Raw genomic sequence first — 18,877 nt, forward strand, 5'->3', positions numbered from 1 at the left:
GAAAAAAAGGAGGAAAAAATGGTCGGGGTAGAGAGATTCGAACTCCCGACATCCTGCTCCCAAAGCAGGCGCGCTACCAGACTGCGCTATACCCCGATGCGTTTTGACCAGAAACCGTGAAATTTCTGCAAGAATTTGGTCGGGGTAGAGAGATTCGAACTCCCGACATCCTGCTCCCAAAGCAGGCGCGCTACCAGACTGCGCTATACCCCGTGTTCTGTCCAGAAGTCAGGTTACTTCTGCAAGAAACTGGTCGGGGTAGAGAGATTCGAACTCCCGACATCCTGCTCCCAAAGCAGGCGCGCTACCAGACTGCGCTATACCCCGTCTCTATCTCGTGACAGGCTTTTGAGGCCTCGCCACGGAACGGCGGCTAATCTACCAAAATGATTCGCCTTTGACAAAAGTATTTGCCACAAAACTTCAACCAGCTAAAAAACAGACAACCAAGAACTTGCACAGGAAGGACCTTTTTTTAATGTAAAATGTTTTTTCGCTCATGGTTATTTTTTTAGTCAGACTGGGAAAATTTCCTTCCGAAGCATAGATGCCCTGTAAAGATATTATCAACTCCAATTCCTCAGTGCTGAGTTGAGCAGTAACAATGCCATTCACTACCCCCTCGAAGGATCCTGTCCAACTGCATCATCGTGGTCATCTTTCACGCAGTTTTCGACAGTCTTTCAGAGTGTCGGAAATCATGAAAGCAAGTTCCAGCGCCTGATCAGCATTCAGTCTTGGATCACAGTGAGTATGATAGCGATTACCCAGAGAGTCTTCGGTTACGGCACGGGAACCACCAATGCACTCGGTTACCTTCTGACCGGTCATTTCAAAGTGAACACCACCCGCATAGGTTCCTTCTGCCTGGTGAACCGCAAAGAACTGTTTCACCTCACGCAGAATTCGGCTGACCTCACGCGTCTTATAACCGTTGGAGGCCTTGAATGTGTTGCCGTGCATCGGATCACAGCTCCACAACACCTGACGCCCTTCCCTCTCGACAGCACGAATCAGTTCTGGCAGGTGTTTTTCAACATTGTCTGCGCCCATGCGCACAATCACATTCAGGCGACCAGCTTCGTTGTCCGGGCTGATCAGATCAATCAGGCGAATCAGATCTTCAGGAGGCATGGTTGGACCCGCCTTCAGACCAATCGGGTTGCTAATACCCCGAACGAATTCAACGTGTCCCCCCTCAACCTGACGAGTTCTGTCGCCTACCCAGAGCATGTGTGCCGAGCAGTCGTACCAGTGACCGGAAAGACTGTCCTGACGGGTCATGGCCTGCTCATAAGGCAGCAAAAGAGCTTCATGGGAGGTGTAGAAGTCCGTTTCACTGATCACCCTGGAATGCTCGGAAGAAATACCGCAGGCCCTCATGAAATCAAGTGCTTCATCAATTCGATCAGCCAGATGACTGTACTGCTCAGACTGTGGACTGCTGGCGACAAAATCCAGATTCCAGGCGTGAACCTGCTCCAGAGACGCAAGCCCGCCCTGGGCAAAAGCCCTGAGCAGGTTCAGAGTCGATGACGCCTGATGATAGGCCTTAAGCATTCTCTCGGGGTCAGGAATTCTGGATTCTACTGTGGCGTCCATAGCATTAATGATGTCGCCGCGATAAATCGGCAGCTCAACACCTTCTATGACTTCGGTACCAGACGAACGGGGCTTGGCAAATTGGCCAGCCATCCTGCCTACCTTGATGACAGGACAACTGGCGCCAAATGTCAGCACGACGGCCATCTGCATCAGGACCTTGAAGGTATCCCGAATATTATCTGCTGAGAACTCCAGAAAGCTCTCGGCACAGTCACCACCCTGCAATAGAAACGCTTTGCCCTCGGTAGCAGCTGTCAACTTCTGTCGCAACGCTCTTACCTCACCGGCAAAGACCAGCGGCGGCATGCGGTGTAACTGTTGCTCCACCTGTTTAAGATGATCTTGATCGGGGTATTCCGGCAGCTGGATGACAGGCATTTCTCTCCAGCTATCAACTTGCCATTGTTTCATTTGCTCCTCTCGGGGCGTCGTATTTCTTCATGAACATAACAGGCCATTTTACATGAAATCACTGGACAAAGCCCAATCTCTATCGAACTTGTATCAAAAAGAATAGCCTGTTTTTTACTTTCAGCCTTTCAACAAAAAGCCTTTACACACAATTGAAAAATTTGGTATACAGTGCACTGAAATTTAGCCTGGTGCATTAGCGACCATGAATTCCACACGATCCATGACCAAAACCATTATGAAACGCGGCATTATTATGTGTCGCGGGGTCTGTCGTGGATAGCTTAAAAGCAGAAAACACAGCCCCCGCACCAAGAGAAGGTCCGGGGGCTTTTTTTTTGCCACTGCGAAATAAAGCGTCACGAAAAAAAGGAGAAGACAGTGAGCGAACTCAAACTCAGACTGGTCACGACAGGTAGCCTCGACAGCCTTGAGAAAGTATTGAACTCCAGTGCAGAAGAGGGCCTCAAGATCAGCAACTTTTCTGCTGAACTGGTTCCGGAGCGAGGCCACTACGAAGTCAAAATGTCTGTCTCAGGCTTTACCAGCCAGAACCAGGTCGTCAGTAAGCTGGCTATGGAAAAAGACATTCGCGAGCTGACGCCGCTGCGCCGGTGATCCTGTAGCCTGTCAATCTGAAGCTGTCTTGAAGCTTGTTTGCGGTTGATGTTTCCTGCCGTCATTGCCTGCTGCAGGAAACGCAGGCTCATAGTCAGAGCTGACCCATTACATAATTGAGACTGCCGACAATAGCCGCCACCTGGGCATCATTGCACTCTTCGTCAGTTACTTTTGGGCTGTCCGGATAAACTTCAGTCGTGGTGCCAAACCTGCAGTCTGTTATACCACCACAAAGACCCAGCTTTTTCATAGGATAGTGGATCACACCTTCCTGAATCACCGGGGAGCCAATAATTTTTCCCTGATCGTCTGCGGGTGCAATGTGCGTCACCTGTCTGACGGAATCAATCACCGCCTTCTGGAATTCGGGAACAGGGTTTTCGGTATCAGCCACTGTGTAGAAACCATCCGGTATTCCCTCTTCCACATAGCCTTTGCCATCCCTTGCTGCCAGAGCAGGACGAAATTGAGTTTCATCCGTATCCGTAGTTTCATGCAGATCAATATGAACCAATACTTCCTGCTCCAAACCTGCCAACAGTTTCATCAAGTTGGTGGACTCTTCTGCCGGGCTGTCTTTGTAGAAGGAACGATTAGGATCAATGGCATTGGGATTCCAGCGATTGATGGTTTCATAACCCCAGGGGCTGATGCAGGGCGCCACCAGGATATTGAAGTGGCTTACAAAGTTTTTAGCCTCAACTTCCAGAAATTTTAACGCACCGTGAACACCACTGGTTTCATAGCCGTGGACTCCACCGGTCACCAGAACAACGGGCTTGTCAGTGTTCCAGTTTCGACTCCTGATGGCATACAAAGGAAAACGCTCAACATCGTAGGAGAGGGCACCATACTGCTCAACATCATAATGCTCTTTCAAAGCCATTATTTTGGGCACGACTTCCCTTTGGTATTCACGCTTGATGGTGGTTTGTTCATACCAGACTTTACGTTCTTCCTTGCCCCATACTTGACCAGGCGTGCCAATCGGGAATCTATAACTGCTGCCCATCTCTCTGCCCTTAACGCATTCACTGAAAAGAGCAGAGTATACAGAGTTCAGTCAATAGCCGCTTGTGATGATAACATCCAGTCCAAAAGACACAGGGTTCAACGCAAACCGGTTGCTACCGGCCTGCTGTCATCAGTAATCCACTCACTCCATGAACCCGGAAAGAGTTTGGCAGCTGGCATACCAGCGTATTCCATAGCCAGAAGGTTATGACAGGCAGTAACACCCGAGCCACAGTAAAACACGGGCTCCAGTCCATCGACCATCAGAACTCCCAACTGTTTTCGTAACTGTTCTATGGAAAGAAAAGAACCTGAATTATCCATATTGGAAGTGAATGGATAACAGATCGCCCCGGGAATATGACCTGCTTTACTGTCAAGAGGCTCTGATTCTCCGGCAAAACGCTCAGGAGCACGGGCATCTATTAAACGAAAAACCGGACTTTGCAACTGCTCCATAACCTCACTGGCAGAGACTGTCATGCCGTGATTAACATCAGCCATAAAGTCAGAGGGGGTGATAGCAGGCGTTTCAGTCGTTACAGGATAACAGCCAGCAGACCATCTTTTGAAACCACCATGCAAAACCTGAACAGGTTCCACGCCAACCCAGCGCAATTGCCACCATGCTCGGGCAGCCATAGCATGATTACCGTCATCATAAACAACCACATGGGTGGTTTTGCTGATACCCAGGGTTCTCAAATGTTCAGCAAACACCTCAGGCTCCGGCAGGGGATGCCTGCCGGTTTTCCCGGGAACCAATGGAGCAGACAGATCTTTCTCGAGATCGATGTATCGAGAACCGGGGAGATGTCCTTGACGGTAAAGAGTCTGTCCCAGTTTGGGGTCGGCAAGACTGAAGCGAGCATCAAGCACGACAACCCCGGGGGCGGTTAGCAGGGCTGCCAGGGTTTCGGGTTCTATGAAGGGTGACATTCTATAAATCCATCCCAACTTTCAGGGAGATGCTCAAACATCTCGGTAAGAAGACTTCACTGAGGTTCTGGATTATTGCTGATCAATTCAGAGGCAGGGGCTGGGTAAAAACCCTGAGGGGAGACTCAGGGTTACTACCCGACTGTCCATGATGGGTTCACATCCGTGTGAATTTGCTGTCCATGCACCTTCAACATATCAAGCTGCTGAAGGGCAGAATGCAGGAAGAAAGCACCAGACTTTGTAAGACATTTCCCACAATCTTGTAATCAATCAATAAGCCTCGGTAAATAATCGTTATATCTCAGTGATCCAGCTCATCCAGTTCGCTCTGGTCTACCACTTCGTCATTGATCAGAACCTTTTCAGACAAAATGTCACCGATATCCCCAGCCTCATCATCAATAATAATCCGTGTTACATCACCATTATTGGACAACGGGAAATCATCGTCGTCTTCAGCTGCCCTGGTTTCTGCCTCAGGCTCAGAGGGAGTCTCAACAAGCACATTGTTACTATCTACCTGCCCAGGTTCATCAGCGGGTTGCATCAGATAAAGCCCTGCGGCAACGGCCAGAATCCCAAAGCCAAATACCAGGGCAATCAGATGTTCCTTTCTCATAGCTACTCCGTCAGAGGGTCTGTTTATGATCTCAAAATCCGGACTATACCGTATCAGACGACAGGACATTGGTCATGCTTCTGTGCCCCGAACTGACAGAATGCCCCAGCTAAAAGATTCTTCTAATGAAAGCAAGGATTCACGCAATCCTGAGTCAGTCCTTTAAAACTCTGACCGCAACTTGCTTTTTCAGAGACACCATACCACTATGGTGTAGAACTTTGCTCAATTTTTGGTCACAAGCGCGAGTCAGGAATGCTCTGTCAACACCAAGAAAAAAAGCATTTTACTGATGAATAACCTTGTTCTTTTCCTGCAGCTTAGTGAATTGAGCCTCACTGTAAAGAGTGCCAAGCCGATAAATAATAACAATTAAATGTAGCCATGAGCCCGATATATCGCTCCCTGTTCAAGGATGGAAAGCGAAACTCATGACCCTATAAATTATCGAGCCGGAGACAAAATGCCCTCTAACAACTTCTTACTTAGCTGTGTGGTGCCGGTTTTCAATGAAAGCCAGGTCATTGGTCGGTTCATGGAAGCACTGATTAAACAGCTTGAAGAGATCACCGAGCATCTTGAAATTATTGTGGTGGATGATGGCAGTACCGACAAAACGGTCGAACTGGTCGAATCCTTCTGTAATGACGAGAGGATCAAGCTGATTGAGTTATCCAGAAACTTCGGCAAGGAGACTGCGCTGACTGCCGGAATTGATGCCACTTCCGGTGACGCTGTGATTTTGATCGACGCAGACTTTCAGCACCCTCTGGAAATGATCCCTGTTTTTGTTGATTACTGGCAACAGGGTTACCAGATGGTCTACGGCGTCCGTCAGAACAGGGAAAATGAATCTTTCCTGAAAAAGAAAGGCGCACAATTTTTCTACCGAATCATGCACTCCAGCACAGGCATTGATGTACCAGCTCACGCAGGCGACTTCCGGCTACTGGACAAGGTAGTGGTCGATGCCCTCAGAGCCATGCCTGAGCGCAGTCGCTTTATGAAAGGTATCTATGCCTGGGTAGGTTACAAGAGCATCGGCCTTCCCTTTCAGGTTAGAAACCGGCTGGCAGGGCAATCCGGCTGGGGCTATGGCAAACTGACCAGCCTGGCTCTTTCGGGCATTACAGCATTCACTACTTTGCCACTCAGGATTGTCGGTGGGCTTGGACTGATTATTTCTTTCATCTCAGTGTTTTACGCACTCTTTATCATCTTTCGAACTCTTGTTCTTGGCGCCCCCTTGCCGGGCTGGCCCACGGTCATTGTCGCCATCACCTTTATTGGCGGCATACAGCTATTGTCTCTCTGGTTACTGGGTGAGTACATTGCCGGTATTTTCTGTGAAGTAAAAAAACGCCCCAGATACTTGATACAGCGACAACTGGGATTCAAGAATCAGAAGGATAGCAATGCAGCCGATTAAGTTTATTATAACTGGCAGTACTGCTGCAGCTGTTCACCTTTTTGTACTCTGGCTTCTGGTAGACCTGACTCAAGTAAACCCGCTACTGGCAAACCCTGCCGCTTTTATTCTGGCCTTTGTCGTCAGTTACCTGGGTCATTCATTGTGGACTTTTAATCACAAGCAACATGTACTTCGCAATACTCTGCTGAAATTCCTGTTGGTTCAATTGCTCTGCAGTTTTGTGCTCAATCAGGGGCTTTATACCCTGCTGTTAACCTACACCGGTTTGAATTATCTAATGGCCAGCTTTATCGTCCTGGCAACGATTCCCCTGGTCACTTATACCCTGAGCAAATACTGGGCCTTTAAATGAAAAGAATAACACTGTGCGCAGATGATTACGGGATTCACCCAGGGGTATCGGAAGCTATTCTGGAGCTGGCCATTCTCGGCAGAATTCAGGCCACCAGTTGTCTGGTCACTGGTCCGGACTGGATAAAGCAGGCAAGCCACCTGACGACCATTCAGGAAAAGGTTGATATTGGCCTGCATCTTAATTTAACTGAAGGCAATGGCCTCAGTTCCGCCTATGTAGACGGGCTCCCCAGCCTGAATGAGGTTTTAATCAAGAGCCATCTTCACTTATTGGACCGGACCGCCCTGCTGGAAGAAGTCACGGCACAATATCAGTATTTTATCGACGCTACCGGCAGAGCCCCCGACTTTGTTGATGGCCATCAGCACGTACACCACCTGCCCATGGTACGTGAAACCCTGTTATCGGTAATACGCACCTTTAGGCCCGAACCTTCTTTCTGGGTGAGAAGCGTTACACCCATCATCCGTCATGGTGGTGGCCTGAAAAGCTACATTATTGAAGGTTCTGGCAGTAAGAGCCTGAACTGCGAATTGCTCAACCAGAGTATCAATACCAATACTTCCTTTGCTGGCGTCTATTCACTGAAACCGCAAGAAAACTATTCCACCCTGATGAAAGCATGGCTCTCTGATTCATACGACAAAGGGCTGATTATGTGTCACCCGGGTAAAACTGCCGACCACATCAATCTGGATCACCCTCAAGCCAGACAGTTAGAGTTTGATTATTTATCGAGCCAACAATTTCTAGCCGACTGTCAACAAACAGGAGTTGATCTGTGCAGAATGAAGCAATGATTGCCGAGTCTTCACCCTCTTCCATGGTCATTAAGCACCCTTTTCGCTGGCTCGGTCTGATCTGCCTTTTTCAGCTGTTTTTCTGGACCCTGGGCCCCTGGTTGGTCAGGAACACGCTGCACTCTGACACACTTGAAGGCATCGCCTGGGGTAATCTCTGGCAGTGGGGGTATGAAAAACACCCACCTCTGGCAGCCTGGACTGCCGCTTTTTTTTCAAACTTAAGTGATACCAGCGACTGGCCTGTCTATCTCTTTGCCCAGGTTACTGTGGTGATTGCTTTTGTTGCTGTCTGGCGTCTGGCCAGAGAATATTTGACCGAGGCTGGTGCCCTGCTGGCAGTCTTTTTGTTACAAGGCATTCTCTTCTACAGTAACCGGGTAGAAAGACTGACACCGGACACGCTTCAGCATCCAATTTGGGCCTTACTTGCCCTGACTTTTTATTTTGCAGTGACTCGTCAATCCCTGGCTTATTGGCTGCTGACCGGAGTCATGTCAGGGCTGGCCATTCTGACTAAATATCAGGTGGCCGTTTTGTTTGCGCCCCTGTTTATTGTTCTTTTAATTACCCACGAAGGCAGACTCGCACTTTCCTCCGTTGGCCCATGGTTGGGTGGGCTTCTCGCACTGGCTATCGCCTCCCCCCATCTTTACTGGCTATGGGACAACAACTTTGCAGCAGTGAGCTATCTGGGAGAAAACTACGTTGAAAGCGAGCGTTATGGAACCGGTACACACTGGGATCATCTGATATTTCCTCTGAACTTTATCAAGAATAATCTGGGCAATGTCCTGGTATTCTTTCTTTTGATGATCCCCCTTTTCAGAGCTCCCAGGCTCCCTATCCTTTATGATCGTTTCAAAAAAGTTTTTCTAATCGCCATAGCGACAGGTCCATTTGCCTGTACACTCTTGTTTGGACTGGTAACCGGCGAGAAGCTCGTACCCCGCTGGGCTACCCCCTACTTTGTCTGGCTGCCGCTGCTGGTGCTGGTCTGGACTCGTCCATTGATCGATTACCCGCGTTTCAAGAAAGTGGTGTTCTGGTGTTTATTCACCGGGGTATTGTTTGTTTTATTGAGATGCAGCTACTTGCTGTTCAAACCTGTCTTTGATGAAGATTACTCGGATTCAGTGGAGTTCGTGCCTCTCAGGGCCCAAATGCTAAAAGCTGAAGAGTTGTGGGCATTTCACCAGGAAGATCGTCCTGAAAACGAAGGTTATATCCCTTATCTGGGCGGGCTTCACTACCACGTTGCTGAGCTGCTGGCGTATAGCCAGAATCACAAAACCATTCCATTTTTTGGTCTTAATCCGACAGAAAGCCTCTGGATGAAAGAAGAAGATTTCCGCAAAAAAGGCGGAATCATTGTCATGACGGATGGCAAGCGATATTCAAAGGAAGTCAGACAAAGGCTTGAAAAGAACTATCCTCAGGCTGAATTTCTAGGGCTCTTTGAATTCGAGCCCGTGACTAAAGTGAAGGTGGATAATAAGCCTAAACTGTTTGTGGAGTATTACCTCTTAAGACCGCAAATGACCCCAGGTAATCTGGCGGAGGGCATTGATTAAGCCGATCCGCCTTTTTCTCACTGAACCTTGACAACCCGGCTGGCAGTGCCCTGGGTAAGGATTTTTACTTTATCGCCCGCAGCAAAGCTAACGGCCGGATCAGCCTGTTGAACAACAGAAACATAAGAGCCGTCATCCAGTCTGACTGTTAGTTCAACACCCTGCTTGGAGGTAATTTTCTTCTCGGCCATATTGCCCAAAACGCCACCGGCAACAGCTCCAGCCACTGCTGCAATAGCACTTTCGCGCTGACCACCAATACTGGAAGCTGCGATACCACCCACCGCTGCCCCTGCCAGAGTGCCGACCTCACCCTGGCTGCCTTCGAGTTTGACCAGCCTGGATTCAGCAACGGTGCCAAACCGGACTGTCTGCATTTGACGGGCTTCAGAAGCAGAATAAGTAGTCCCTGTCTGATCGGTCGTACAGCCAACCACAGAGAGAGAAAGCAGCAAGACGGTCCCTGCCTGTTTGATCCTATTGTTCATAAATATGCCTCCTGTTAGGTTTAATTCCAGTTTCCTGTCCAGTTTAGACTGTGCTATGGCGACAAAATTCCCCACTAATCCACTGATTTGGAAAGCCCTCTGATTTCTTCGCGAATGGCAGGATCACCCACTCTCTCGTTGATCGAATCGACCCATTCTGTTTTATAACCGCGAACACCGACGTTCTGCTCCTGGACTTCCAGGTTACCGCTCTCCTGAAGAATCTTCTGGAACAAGGCTCTGTCAGCAGGATCCACAATAGGTCCCGGTTCGGGCACTTCTCCGGTTTCCGGGTTGATCCTGGCCGCCAGAAACTTGATTTCGGCATCCAGCATTCCGGCTCTGTCTTTACCGCTTTTGCAATTGGATAATGGCACAGCACCTACCATATGAGTCAACAGGGCCACTCTGGTAGCCAGCTTATAGGCATCATGATGATGGTGATAATGGCTGCCTTTTTTATAGATTGCTTTAATCTGAGTGGTAAGGTCCTTTACTGTTCGATCATCCCTGGTTAACTGGTCCAGCTGGGCATTCAGTTCAGACACTTTTTCCCCGTTGCCTACTTCTTCGGCGTCCCTGATCTGCGCCCTGATTTCCTCACATTTCTTTGAAGTGCCACTGAGAAATTCAGCAGCCATACCGCCGGGGATGTCGGCCTTGCCCAGCTTGCCTACCAGCATTTCCATAGCCGGATCGTTCATTTTTTTCTGGAAAGATCTTCCACCTGTTACCAGAGAGGCGCTTCCAACCCCTCCCCAGTTCACAGGAATATTAAAGCGTGCCTGTTTGAAATTAAGTTTGATGGTCCGGGTCTGTCCATCAGCTCCCGGAAGTTCCATCGTGACAGGCTGTTTAGCAGGGTCAGTAAAGTATTTAAAAGCTTCATTCTGAGCTTTCTGCATTTTTCTCTCTTTTCCGGAACCCAGGCCTGTCGTGACCATGGAAGTGGATGTCATAGCAAGTGTTGGGACTGGCCCTCCCTGTGACGCTATCAGAGCTTGCTCAAAAATATCAGGCCGGGTTGCCAGAGCCGAAAGTAAGATTTCTCTGGCCTTGACTTTTCCACCTTCAGCCTTTAGATCGGGATCCCAGTCAACACCATAAGGATCGGCAATGCCATGTCTTATGCCTGTGTAGACATTACTGTTATTAATAGAAAAATCACTGCGACTCAGGTTAGTAGCATGATACGTGTTGGTCGAATCGATACCGCTGACTCCATACCCTGCATAGTCAGTTTCATAGAGACGGGAAACCTCTCCCCTTAAGGACTCTGGCACTTTGATTTCAGCCGCAGGTTGCTGTCTGGAAGCAAACTCAACTCCAGCCTGAGAGAAAGATTTTTCTATCGTTTTCCAGGGACGAAAATTTAACTGATCGATAAAAGCCTCTTCGAAATCTCTGGCCACAGTTTGCTTATCGACGCCAGCCGAAACCAGGGCGTCCTGCAGAATTTTCGGATATGATTCTTTGGCCTTGCGCATCTCTTCCCTGTTGACAGGTTCATCGCCCTTAAGCTGAACGGTTTGCTGGAGTCTTCTCAACTCATTCAATAGCTGACGATCTAGCTTGGTCAGGCGTTCAACATCCTCTGTACGTCCCTCTCTCTGAGCCGAATGTGATTCATTCTTCAGAACTTCTCTGGCTGAATCAAACTGCAGCTTCTGTAACTTGAACAACTCTTTGTGATCGTGAGTACTTCCGGGAACGACCACTTCAGCATCTGATAGAGGTATCTGATTGTGATCTGAGACGGTCTGGGACTCCCTGCTTTCATTCAGATGCACGTCTAACACTTCTCTGGCAACCTCCCTGTCTACATTCCTCAGAGATAATTCATTGAGGAGCTTACCTGGAAGTCCCCGCAGATCTTCTACCATCTTTTCTGTCACGGGTTCATAGTCCTGATGAATCTTTTTCTCATGCTGCTCGATGAACTCTTTCATTGCCAGAATAAGCTCACCACCATCAGACTGAAGCCTGGCTTCAATGAGAACATCTTTGGCTACGGAAATAGCTGCATTTTCGAATTGGTTTCTGGCCTGCTGATAGGCCTTCTGAACTTCAGGACTGTCACCCTGCCCCATTTTTACCTTGGCAAAGACATCTTCAACCTCTCTGAAAATATCGTTTGCCTGAGCCTGAGATCGAATATTGCCAGACATCATCTTCGGCACAGGCTGACTGAATGCAGTGATTTGTCTCTGCTTTATGGGGATATTGCGAAGTGCACGGTTACCTCGTCCCGGCAACTTTTTCAGAACATTCTTAATGGCTTTGATGAACCTGTTCTGGCGGCTGCTGTGCCTCGCCTCCTGCATTTCCCCGATATCCGGAGTTGCCGCTTGAGGGCTAACCGATGTGTGCTGGAAGCCCGCTGGAAGTTTGCTGCCATCCATAGCTATGATTCCTCAGTCAGTGATAAATTCCGGGAAGTGAAGAAAGAATCAGTAAATCCCTGAGCACCGCCACAGGGGTTGTCTGATCATATCGGGAGCGAATCTGTGTCCATTCATGTCTGGGGTTAGAGAACAGACCTGGAATTTGATTTAGTAGCATTAACAATAAGCCTTTGACATCCTATTAGAAGAATAGCCAAAGGCAGAACCTGTAACCTGTCATCGGTAGCTATTCACACCCTGAATGATGACATTTGTAATAGTTTGATAGGTAGAATTTCATATTGCCGGAAGCTCTAAGCAGGAACAGACTAACCCTGATATTTTGAGGTGGCACTTAACCAGACTCCCCATCTCTTGTTGCCGATATTCCTTATTAGTGGTGATACATCAATGGCACTGGATAATACTGATCTGAACGAATACCGCATCGAGCATGATCTGCTGGGTGAAGCCCCTGTACCCCAAGAGGCTTACTATGGCATCCAGACTCAGCGAGCCCTGGAAAACTTCAACATTTCCGGTGTCACACTGAACCACTTCTCAAACATTCCGAAAGCCCTGGCCATGGTCAAGAAAGCCTGTGCACTGGCTAACCGCGATCTGGGAATGCTGGATACAGCCAAGGCCGATGCCATTGCAGACGCCTGTGACGAAATTATTGCCGGAAAACTGCATGACCAGTTCACCGTTGACATGATTCAGGGTGGTGCCGGAACCTCCACCAATATGAATGCCAACGAGGTGATTGCCAATCGCGCGCTGGAGCTGATGGGTTACCGTCGTGGTCAATATGAGCACCTGCACCCAAACACCCACGTGAACATGGCACAGTCTACCAATGACGTTTATCCAACGGCTATGCGTCTGTCCATGGTGTTGAAACACAACGAACTGGTTGTAGCCGCCAAGAGCCTGAAGAATGCCTGTGATGTTAAAGCTGAAGAGTTCAAAGACGTACTGAAAATGGGTCGTACCCAGCTGCAGGATGCTGTACCTATGACTCTGGGTCAGGAATTCCGTGCTTTCTCAACTACTATCGGTGAAGACATTGACCGTATCAAGGATATGGCCAAGCTACTGTGCGAAGTCAACCTGGGCGGTACTGCCATCGGAACGGGTATCACTGCAGACAGCCGTTACGCACCCCTGGCGGTTAAATACCTGTCTGAAATTTCCGGCCAGAATATGATCCTGGCGGGTGACCTGGTGGAAGCCACCTCCGACATGGGCGCTTTTGTTATCTTCTCCAGCGCCCTGAAACGAATGGCCGTCAAGCTGTCCAAGATGAGTAATGACCTGCGTCTGCTCTCTTCCGGTCCTCTGTGTGGCTTTAATGACATCAATCTGCCTGAAATGCAGCCAGGTTCCTCCATCATGCCGGGCAAAGTTAACCCGGTTATTCCTGAGGCCATGAGCCAGATCGCTTTCCACGTTATCGGAAACGATCTGGTCGTTACCATGGCTTCAGAAGCAGCCCAGCTGCAGCTTAACTACGCTGAGCCGGTACTGGTTTACAAGATTCTGGAATCCATCCAGCAGCTCACCAACGGTATGTTCATGCTGTCTGATCGCTGCGTTAAAGGCATTACAGCTAACAGGGACGTCTGTATGGATTATGTCTACAACTCTGTTGGCCTGGTAACCGCTCTGAACCCATACCTGGGTTACGAAAATTCCAGCCGCATTGCCAAAACTGCCTTGAAGACCGGTCGTCGTGTAGTAGATCTGGTTAAGGAAGAAGGCTTGCTGACGGACGAGCAACTGGCGGAAATTCTCAAGCCAGAAAACATGATCGCGCCACTGGACCTGAGCAATAAGGTACACTGATCGTTAAAATCAGTCGTATATAGTGACATCCGGTGTATGAAGAACCGCGCTATTGCAGGTGCGGTTCCTTTATCAGCCCTTTGTCCCCGGAATCCGTTGAAAAATCAAGACCAACAAGGATTTTACCGCCCAAAACCTGCCCTTCTGCTTACTTACCCACATTTAATAAACATTTACAGTAGTTATACCACTTGGAATGTATAATTTTTTCATTAACATTGCGCATTCCGTTAGGCGACCAGTAGAAAGCGAAATTATCTGGACCATTCAAACGTAATTACGACTTGGAAATATCGGACATCGAATAACCAAGCTCAGTATACTGGGTTGTAGTTTGCAAAAAGCTGTCCAGCAAAATCCAGGCAGAACAGCCCACTCAGTGTAAGTTGTAAAAGAGACAACAGGCGTTACAAGAAACAGCCTGCGCGGAGCATAGCTACTTCGAGGTGTTGTTACTTCAGTGCATTGTTACAAACCTCTGCTACACTGAGATCGAATTCCACAGCCGTTAAGCATGTAAAAAAATGAATGACGTGGTTCTACCTTCGCAAATTTTCTCCGGCCTGACGGCGTTTGATTATTAAATCCGTTTACGGCAACTTTTATACAGTTACAGTGGAGTCGTTATGCAGCAACAGGATATGAAGCAGGAGCCCACCGTTTTCATCATCGACGATGACGAGGCTGTTCGTGATTCGCTGAAAATGCTGATGAAATCTGTTGGACAGACAGTAGAAGCTTTCTTTTCCCCAGCCGAATTTCTGGAAGTCTACGATGAAAACCGTCCGGGATGTATCGTACTGGACATTCGTATGCCGGGAATGAGTGGGCTTGAGCTACAGAGCAAACTCAACGAAATGCACTGCATTCTGCCTATCATTTTTATTACCGGACACGGCGATGTACCTATGGCCGTTCAGGCTATCAAGGATGGTGCAATGAACTTTATCCAGAAACCGTTCCGCGATCAGGAGCTTCTGGACCTGATTAATGACGCCTTGAAACTTGATGCGCAACAACGTCGTGAGCTGCTCGAGCACAAAGAAATCCTTCGTCGTCTTTCTACGCTGACTGACCGTGAGCGTGAAGTTCTACACCATGTCGTTGAAGGTAAGGCGAACAAGGTGATCGCTGCTGACATCAATCTGAGCCAGAGAACGGTAGAAATCCATCGCTCTCGTGTGATGGAAAAAATGGGCACCAAATCCCTGGCCCATCTGGTTCGCCAGGTTATGCAGGTTAAAGAGCACCTGGAAGGTGAATTTTACTTCAAGGTCTGATCTCTATCCGGGGCGCCTTTATGAATGACGCCCCGGTTCATTAATCTCTCCCTGGTAGTGGTCAGCACACAGTCTTGTCAGTCCATAACACGCCAGCCCTGCTCCTCACAATTATCTCTGGATTCCCTGCGAAGCCTTGCGCCACCTTTTAAGTAGTCCCCGTACAACGTCTAGTACATCCCTCCATTCAGCAATTCTAAGACTAATCCTAAACTCCTAATACGCTATGAGAGAGCTGAGGGCAGAAGTCGATTTTTCTTAAATGAACGAGACTATTTTTGGGACTATTTTTGGCTACCAAGCGGTAACTGAATACTTTATTAATAAAAAAATCGATCATTTCAGAAAAATCATCTACTTTATTGCAACTAAAGTTTTTCTTTCATTGCAGATAACGCTCTGCTGGATGTAGATGCCCTGTGTTAAGAGAGCAGGTCATTCTTTCAGAGCATGAGTACAACAGAGTTTCCATTTTCTGGCAGGATACCCGATTACCCTGCAGAGGCTGGCGGCTCGGCAAAAGACACAAGTATTGTTATTGAATTGACCATCAAGGCTGCCCCTATGAGCTTGGCAACAAAAGCTACTGTGTATCTTCTGGAACAGGATACAAATGTTACCGACACCATCCGCAGCCTGTGTGATGAGAAGTCTATGCTACTCGAATGTTTCAGCAACAGCAGTGAACTGTTGATGGCGATGCAGGCCATAAAGCCTGACTGCATCATTGCTGAGAATGAAAAAGAAAGTAAAGAAGCTATACAGCTGTTGGAGACCCTGAACGAAGCTGAATATGATATTCCTGTGATCGTTCTTGGACACCATAACGATGTCCACACTGCCGTCGCGGCCATTAAGGCAGGCGCAGTCGACTACATCGAAAAGCCCGTTATTTATGGCCGACTGGCTGAACACTTTAACCAGGTGATCGGCGGAGGGGGTGCTGCTGCGGTTTGATTCATTTCAACTCACAGATGATTCCAGTCCCCTGACGTAACCGGCCAGCTCATCAAGCAGAGCCTGCTGTGCGACGGAAGCCATCCCCTGTGCTTCATCCATAGCCTGCCAGAATGAGCCAAAGCCGAGAATCCGGTCGTCACCCTCAGACAGTCTCAGCTTTCGATAAGATTCCCAGGTTTCCAACTCCTCGACATCCAGTGTCTCTGGATAATGTCGTGCCCGGTAACGAAACAACATATCATCCAATCGCGCATCATCGAAAGAAAAGCCCAGTCTGGCCAGAGAATAGGGCTCTGAAGATCTGATCACCTGCATTCGCTCTTTATCTTCATCAGAGAAAAAACCACCGGTATAGAGCATCTGATCCGGATCGCTGGAAGTGTTTTCTGGCGCAGAGTCAAATACCTGCTGAACCTTCTGCATCACTTGTGGATGTTGCAGCAGCCATTCCCTGTTCCTTGAGCACGCATTCAGATCTATCCCCAGTCGCTGCTGGTCCTCTGGCCTGAGTACCTTCAAGGGAGCTACCACCGGGCATTTATTGATATGCACCACTTTCAGAGCAATCCTTTCCTGCCCTTCTCTGGCAGGTGAGAATAATCGCGCCTGTAACTCTTCCACCGACAGGTCCATCAGAACTTCAGGGTCAACAGACAAGTCGTAAACGACCACCCCATTGCGATTAACGGGATGTATGGCAACAGGCATCACGATAGCAAGACAGTGCCTCTGAGCACCAAACATACCTGAGACATGGACAACAGCCTCTTTTTTCATCAGATTCAACTGCCGGGAAACGTCTCTCTTATTGCGAAGGTTCAAGATAAAGTTGAAGACTCGGGGTTGTCGGTCACGTATCAGACGTGCCATCGCTATGGTGGCTCTCACATCAGACAAAGCATCATGAGCATCGCCATGATCAATCCCGTTTGCCTGGGTCAGTTCTTCCAGCCTGTAACTGTTAAAACCATCTTCTCTTTTGGGCCAGACAATACCTTCGGGCCTCAGAGCAGCGGTCAGCCTCACCAGATCAATGAGATCCCAGCGACTGTTTCCGTTCTGCCACTCCCTGGCATAGGGATCATAAAAGTTTCGATAAAGGCTGTTACGAGTCACTTCATCATCAAAGCGAATCGAGTTGTAACCTGCGGCACAGGTTCCGGGCTCCACCAGCTCGGCATGAATCCGACGAATAAACTCCGGCTCAGCCACCCCTCTTTCGTTGACAACCTGAGGTGTCAAACCGGTGACCAGACAGGCCATGGGATGAGCCAGATGATCTGGGGGTAGCTTGCAGAAGATATTGAGAGGCTCCCCGATTTCATTCAACTCGGCATCAGTTCTGATACCCGCGAACTGGCAAGGCCAATCCGTCGCAGGATCGGTTCCAAAGGTTTCGTAATCGTGCCAGTAGAAACTTCTCAGCATGTTCACTCCTGCCAATTTAATGCAATCTTCCCCTTCAGGGATTCAGTAATTCTGGAAGCAAAGTCCATCCGGTTCGCTTCAGGCAATTCAACCTGGATAACAACCTGGTCGGTATAGTCACAATCAATGATCTGTCCTGACAAAGATTCGAGCCAGTGTCGAAAAGCCTGTTCGCTGGCATAATCCAGCACTGCGGTTCCCCGAACCATGGGAACGCATTCAACCACAGGTAACTGTTCGACGGCGGCCTGAACTGATGAGCCATAAGCCCGAACCAATCCTCCGGCTCCCAACCTGGTACCACCAAAGTAGCGTACCACGACGGCAGCGACTTCTCCGATTTGACGATGCTGCAAAACATTTAGCATGGGCTTGCCAGCCGTGCCACCGGGCTCACCGTCATCATCAAATCCCATGACGGTATTCCCCTCGGGAGGGCCCGCTATAAAAGCCAGACAATGATGGGAGGCGTCAGGAAACTGTTTTCTCAGAGATTGCTGGAAGGAGAGTGCTTCGGCTCTTGAGGCCACTCTGGACAGGAAAGTAATAAAACGGCTTCGCTTGACTTCCGTTTCCCGCTCAAAAGAGGTTTCGGGTAAGAGGTCTGGCACCCGATAGCGGCCGGAGGGCTGGCTGGACATTCAATTCTCTTGTTGCAGTCAGGGCGATGTGAATGCACAAGACAAAGCAGATAACAATCAACCCAGTGATCGTTGACCTTATTTTCCGCTAAATCTATGGGCACTCAGTGAAAGAAAAGTACTCCTTGAGCACTTCAACCAGATCAATAATATCATGCCCTGCACTGACAATACTGTAGCCAGAATCAAAAAACTCCGGACCCACGTCGGGCTTGCACCAGTGACACCGGGCATCAAAGTCAATATAATTTTTCTCTTCATCCGGACCAGGCAGCTTAATTCTCATGCTGTAAACCGCACCAATGAGAACCGGTACCGTACTGATGAGCATCAGACCATTGCTGCTGATATTGCCAATACTTCCCATTTCCTTGAGCGTGTTCCTGTTGTAAATGGTCAAATAATCATTCAACTGGTGACGCTTGATGCTGCGACGCTCCTTGCCGCGTGGGACCATAGACATAATCTGTATTCC

General features: G+C 48.7%; 17 protein-coding genes and 3 tRNA genes. 8 read left to right on the forward strand and 12 right to left on the reverse strand.

Annotated elements, in window-relative coordinates:
- Positions 1 to 19: 19 nt before the first annotated feature.
- From ACO6V5_RS11620 to ACO6V5_RS11635, 4 genes are all read right to left on the reverse strand, one after another.
- A tRNA-Pro gene (locus ACO6V5_RS11620) sits at positions 20 to 96 on the reverse strand.
- 40 nt (positions 97 to 136) lie between these two features.
- Positions 137 to 213, reverse strand: a tRNA-Pro gene (locus tag ACO6V5_RS11625).
- A 37-nt stretch (positions 214 to 250) separates the two neighbouring features.
- Positions 251 to 327: transfer RNA gene (locus tag ACO6V5_RS11630), tRNA-Pro, on the reverse strand.
- Between the two features lie 327 nt (positions 328 to 654).
- Positions 655 to 2,016, reverse strand: a complete 1,362-nt coding sequence (locus tag ACO6V5_RS11635) for a class II 3-deoxy-7-phosphoheptulonate synthase (protein WP_422132912.1) — start codon at positions 2,014 to 2,016, stop codon at positions 655 to 657.
- A 381-nt stretch (positions 2,017 to 2,397) separates the two neighbouring features.
- Between ACO6V5_RS11635 and ACO6V5_RS11640 the strand changes: the two genes are divergently transcribed.
- Complete coding sequence (locus ACO6V5_RS11640) at positions 2,398 to 2,634, forward strand: hypothetical protein (RefSeq protein WP_422132911.1); 237 nt, start codon at positions 2,398 to 2,400, stop codon at positions 2,632 to 2,634.
- A 94-nt stretch (positions 2,635 to 2,728) separates the two neighbouring features.
- Here ACO6V5_RS11640 and ACO6V5_RS11645 read toward each other — a convergent pair whose 3' ends face one another.
- The 3 genes from ACO6V5_RS11645 to ACO6V5_RS11655 all read right to left on the reverse strand — a co-directional run bounded on the left by ACO6V5_RS11645 (position 2,729) and on the right by ACO6V5_RS11655 (position 5,212).
- Positions 2,729 to 3,649: a M14 family metallopeptidase gene (locus tag ACO6V5_RS11645; protein WP_422410641.1), complete on the reverse strand. Its 921-nt coding sequence runs from the start codon at positions 3,647 to 3,649 to the stop codon at positions 2,729 to 2,731.
- A gap of 98 nt (positions 3,650 to 3,747) precedes the next feature.
- Positions 3,748 to 4,590, reverse strand: coding sequence for a sulfurtransferase (locus ACO6V5_RS11650; protein ID WP_422132909.1), 843 nt, complete (start codon positions 4,588 to 4,590; stop codon positions 3,748 to 3,750).
- A gap of 304 nt (positions 4,591 to 4,894) precedes the next feature.
- Positions 4,895 to 5,212 (reverse strand): hypothetical protein, encoded by a 318-nt coding sequence (locus ACO6V5_RS11655; protein WP_422132908.1) that lies wholly within the window; start codon positions 5,210 to 5,212, stop codon positions 4,895 to 4,897.
- A gap of 463 nt (positions 5,213 to 5,675) precedes the next feature.
- Between ACO6V5_RS11655 and ACO6V5_RS11660 the strand changes: the two genes are divergently transcribed.
- From ACO6V5_RS11660 to ACO6V5_RS11675, 4 genes are read left to right on the forward strand one after another with little or no spacing between them, the layout of a single operon-like run.
- Positions 5,676 to 6,641: a glycosyltransferase family 2 protein gene (locus tag ACO6V5_RS11660; RefSeq protein ID WP_422410638.1), complete on the forward strand. Its 966-nt coding sequence runs from the start codon at positions 5,676 to 5,678 to the stop codon at positions 6,639 to 6,641.
- On the forward strand, positions 6,628 to 6,996 hold the full coding sequence (locus ACO6V5_RS11665) for a GtrA family protein (RefSeq protein ID WP_422132906.1): 369 nt from the start codon (positions 6,628 to 6,630) through the stop codon (positions 6,994 to 6,996). The genes ACO6V5_RS11660 and ACO6V5_RS11665 overlap by 14 nt, the downstream gene beginning before the upstream one ends.
- Positions 6,993 to 7,799, forward strand: coding sequence for a ChbG/HpnK family deacetylase (locus tag ACO6V5_RS11670; RefSeq protein ID WP_422132905.1), 807 nt, complete (start codon positions 6,993 to 6,995; stop codon positions 7,797 to 7,799). Before ACO6V5_RS11665 ends, ACO6V5_RS11670 begins: the two co-directional genes overlap by 4 nt.
- Positions 7,781 to 9,373 carry a glycosyltransferase family 39 protein gene (locus ACO6V5_RS11675; RefSeq protein WP_422132904.1) on the forward strand — a complete coding sequence of 531 codons (1,593 nt, stop codon included), beginning with the start codon at positions 7,781 to 7,783 and terminating at the stop codon, positions 9,371 to 9,373. Before ACO6V5_RS11670 ends, ACO6V5_RS11675 begins: the two co-directional genes overlap by 19 nt.
- A 17-nt stretch (positions 9,374 to 9,390) precedes the next feature.
- Here ACO6V5_RS11675 and ACO6V5_RS11680 read toward each other — a convergent pair whose 3' ends face one another.
- Together ACO6V5_RS11680 and ACO6V5_RS11685 are read right to left on the reverse strand one after the other, a co-directional pair.
- Positions 9,391 to 9,861 (reverse strand): glycine zipper 2TM domain-containing protein, encoded by a 471-nt coding sequence (locus tag ACO6V5_RS11680; RefSeq protein WP_422132903.1) that lies wholly within the window; start codon positions 9,859 to 9,861, stop codon positions 9,391 to 9,393.
- Between the two features lie 74 nt (positions 9,862 to 9,935).
- Positions 9,936 to 12,263, reverse strand: a complete 2,328-nt coding sequence (locus tag ACO6V5_RS11685; RefSeq protein WP_422410635.1) for an inositol phosphate phosphatase SopB — start codon at positions 12,261 to 12,263, stop codon at positions 9,936 to 9,938.
- A gap of 393 nt (positions 12,264 to 12,656) precedes the next feature.
- Here ACO6V5_RS11685 and aspA point away from each other — a divergent pair, with 393 nt between their 5' ends.
- The 3 genes from aspA (at position 12,657) to ACO6V5_RS11700 (ending at position 16,330) form a co-directional block, all read left to right on the forward strand.
- Positions 12,657 to 14,093: an aspartate ammonia-lyase gene (gene aspA, locus ACO6V5_RS11690; RefSeq protein WP_422132901.1), complete on the forward strand. Its 1,437-nt coding sequence runs from the start codon at positions 12,657 to 12,659 to the stop codon at positions 14,091 to 14,093.
- Between the two features lie 626 nt (positions 14,094 to 14,719).
- On the forward strand, positions 14,720 to 15,373 hold the full coding sequence (locus tag ACO6V5_RS11695; RefSeq protein ID WP_317142683.1) for a response regulator transcription factor: 654 nt from the start codon (positions 14,720 to 14,722) through the stop codon (positions 15,371 to 15,373).
- 450 nt (positions 15,374 to 15,823) lie between these two features.
- A complete protein-coding gene (locus ACO6V5_RS11700) occupies positions 15,824 to 16,330 on the forward strand; it encodes a response regulator (RefSeq protein ID WP_422132900.1) in 507 nt (168 codons plus the stop codon).
- Positions 16,331 to 16,336: 6 nt separating this feature from the next.
- On the opposite strand, the gene sbcB is transcribed toward ACO6V5_RS11700, so the two are convergent.
- The 3 genes from sbcB to ACO6V5_RS11715 form a co-directional block, all read right to left on the reverse strand.
- Positions 16,337 to 17,761 carry an exodeoxyribonuclease I gene (gene sbcB / locus ACO6V5_RS11705; protein ID WP_422132899.1) on the reverse strand — a complete coding sequence of 475 codons (1,425 nt, stop codon included), beginning with the start codon at positions 17,759 to 17,761 and terminating at the stop codon, positions 16,337 to 16,339.
- Positions 17,762 to 17,763: 2 nt separating this feature from the next.
- Complete coding sequence (locus tag ACO6V5_RS11710; RefSeq protein ID WP_422132898.1) at positions 17,764 to 18,402, reverse strand: YigZ family protein; 639 nt, start codon at positions 18,400 to 18,402, stop codon at positions 17,764 to 17,766.
- Between the two features lie 94 nt (positions 18,403 to 18,496).
- A complete protein-coding gene (locus tag ACO6V5_RS11715; RefSeq protein ID WP_422132897.1) occupies positions 18,497 to 18,865 on the reverse strand; it encodes a PilZ domain-containing protein in 369 nt (122 codons plus the stop codon).
- Positions 18,866 to 18,877 lie beyond the last annotated feature (12 nt).

The organism is Endozoicomonas sp. ALD068, from assembly GCF_049310145.1.
Classification (GTDB): domain Bacteria; phylum Pseudomonadota; class Gammaproteobacteria; order Pseudomonadales; family Endozoicomonadaceae; genus Endozoicomonas_A.

Bases quoted from the DNA above. Each gene is read 5' to 3' on its own strand.
- ACO6V5_RS11635 (WP_422132912.1), bottom strand. From the start codon at position 2,016: ATGAAACAATGGCAAGTTGATAGCTGGAGAGAAATGCCTGTCATCCAG.
- ACO6V5_RS11645 (WP_422410641.1), bottom strand. From the start codon at position 3,649: ATGGGCAGCAGTTATAGATTCCCGATTGGCACGCCTGGTCAAGTATGG.
- ACO6V5_RS11650 (WP_422132909.1), bottom strand. From the start codon at position 4,590: ATGTCACCCTTCATAGAACCCGAAACCCTGGCAGCCCTGCTAACCGCC.
- ACO6V5_RS11655 (WP_422132908.1), bottom strand. From the start codon at position 5,212: ATGAGAAAGGAACATCTGATTGCCCTGGTATTTGGCTTTGGGATTCTG.
- ACO6V5_RS11660 (WP_422410638.1), top strand. From the start codon at position 5,676: ATGCCCTCTAACAACTTCTTACTTAGCTGTGTGGTGCCGGTTTTCAAT.
- ACO6V5_RS11665 (WP_422132906.1), top strand. From the start codon at position 6,628: ATGCAGCCGATTAAGTTTATTATAACTGGCAGTACTGCTGCAGCTGTT.
- ACO6V5_RS11670 (WP_422132905.1), top strand. From the start codon at position 6,993: ATGAAAAGAATAACACTGTGCGCAGATGATTACGGGATTCACCCAGGG.
- ACO6V5_RS11680 (WP_422132903.1), bottom strand. From the start codon at position 9,861: ATGAACAATAGGATCAAACAGGCAGGGACCGTCTTGCTGCTTTCTCTC.
- ACO6V5_RS11685 (WP_422410635.1), bottom strand. From the start codon at position 12,263: ATGGATGGCAGCAAACTTCCAGCGGGCTTCCAGCACACATCGGTTAGC.
- aspA (WP_422132901.1), top strand. From the start codon at position 12,657: ATGGCACTGGATAATACTGATCTGAACGAATACCGCATCGAGCATGAT.
- ACO6V5_RS11695 (WP_317142683.1), top strand. From the start codon at position 14,720: ATGCAGCAACAGGATATGAAGCAGGAGCCCACCGTTTTCATCATCGAC.
- ACO6V5_RS11700 (WP_422132900.1), top strand. From the start codon at position 15,824: ATGAGTACAACAGAGTTTCCATTTTCTGGCAGGATACCCGATTACCCT.
- sbcB (WP_422132899.1), bottom strand. From the start codon at position 17,761: ATGCTGAGAAGTTTCTACTGGCACGATTACGAAACCTTTGGAACCGAT.
- ACO6V5_RS11710 (WP_422132898.1), bottom strand. From the start codon at position 18,402: ATGTCCAGCCAGCCCTCCGGCCGCTATCGGGTGCCAGACCTCTTACCC.
- ACO6V5_RS11715 (WP_422132897.1), bottom strand. From the start codon at position 18,865: ATGTCTATGGTCCCACGCGGCAAGGAGCGTCGCAGCATCAAGCGTCAC.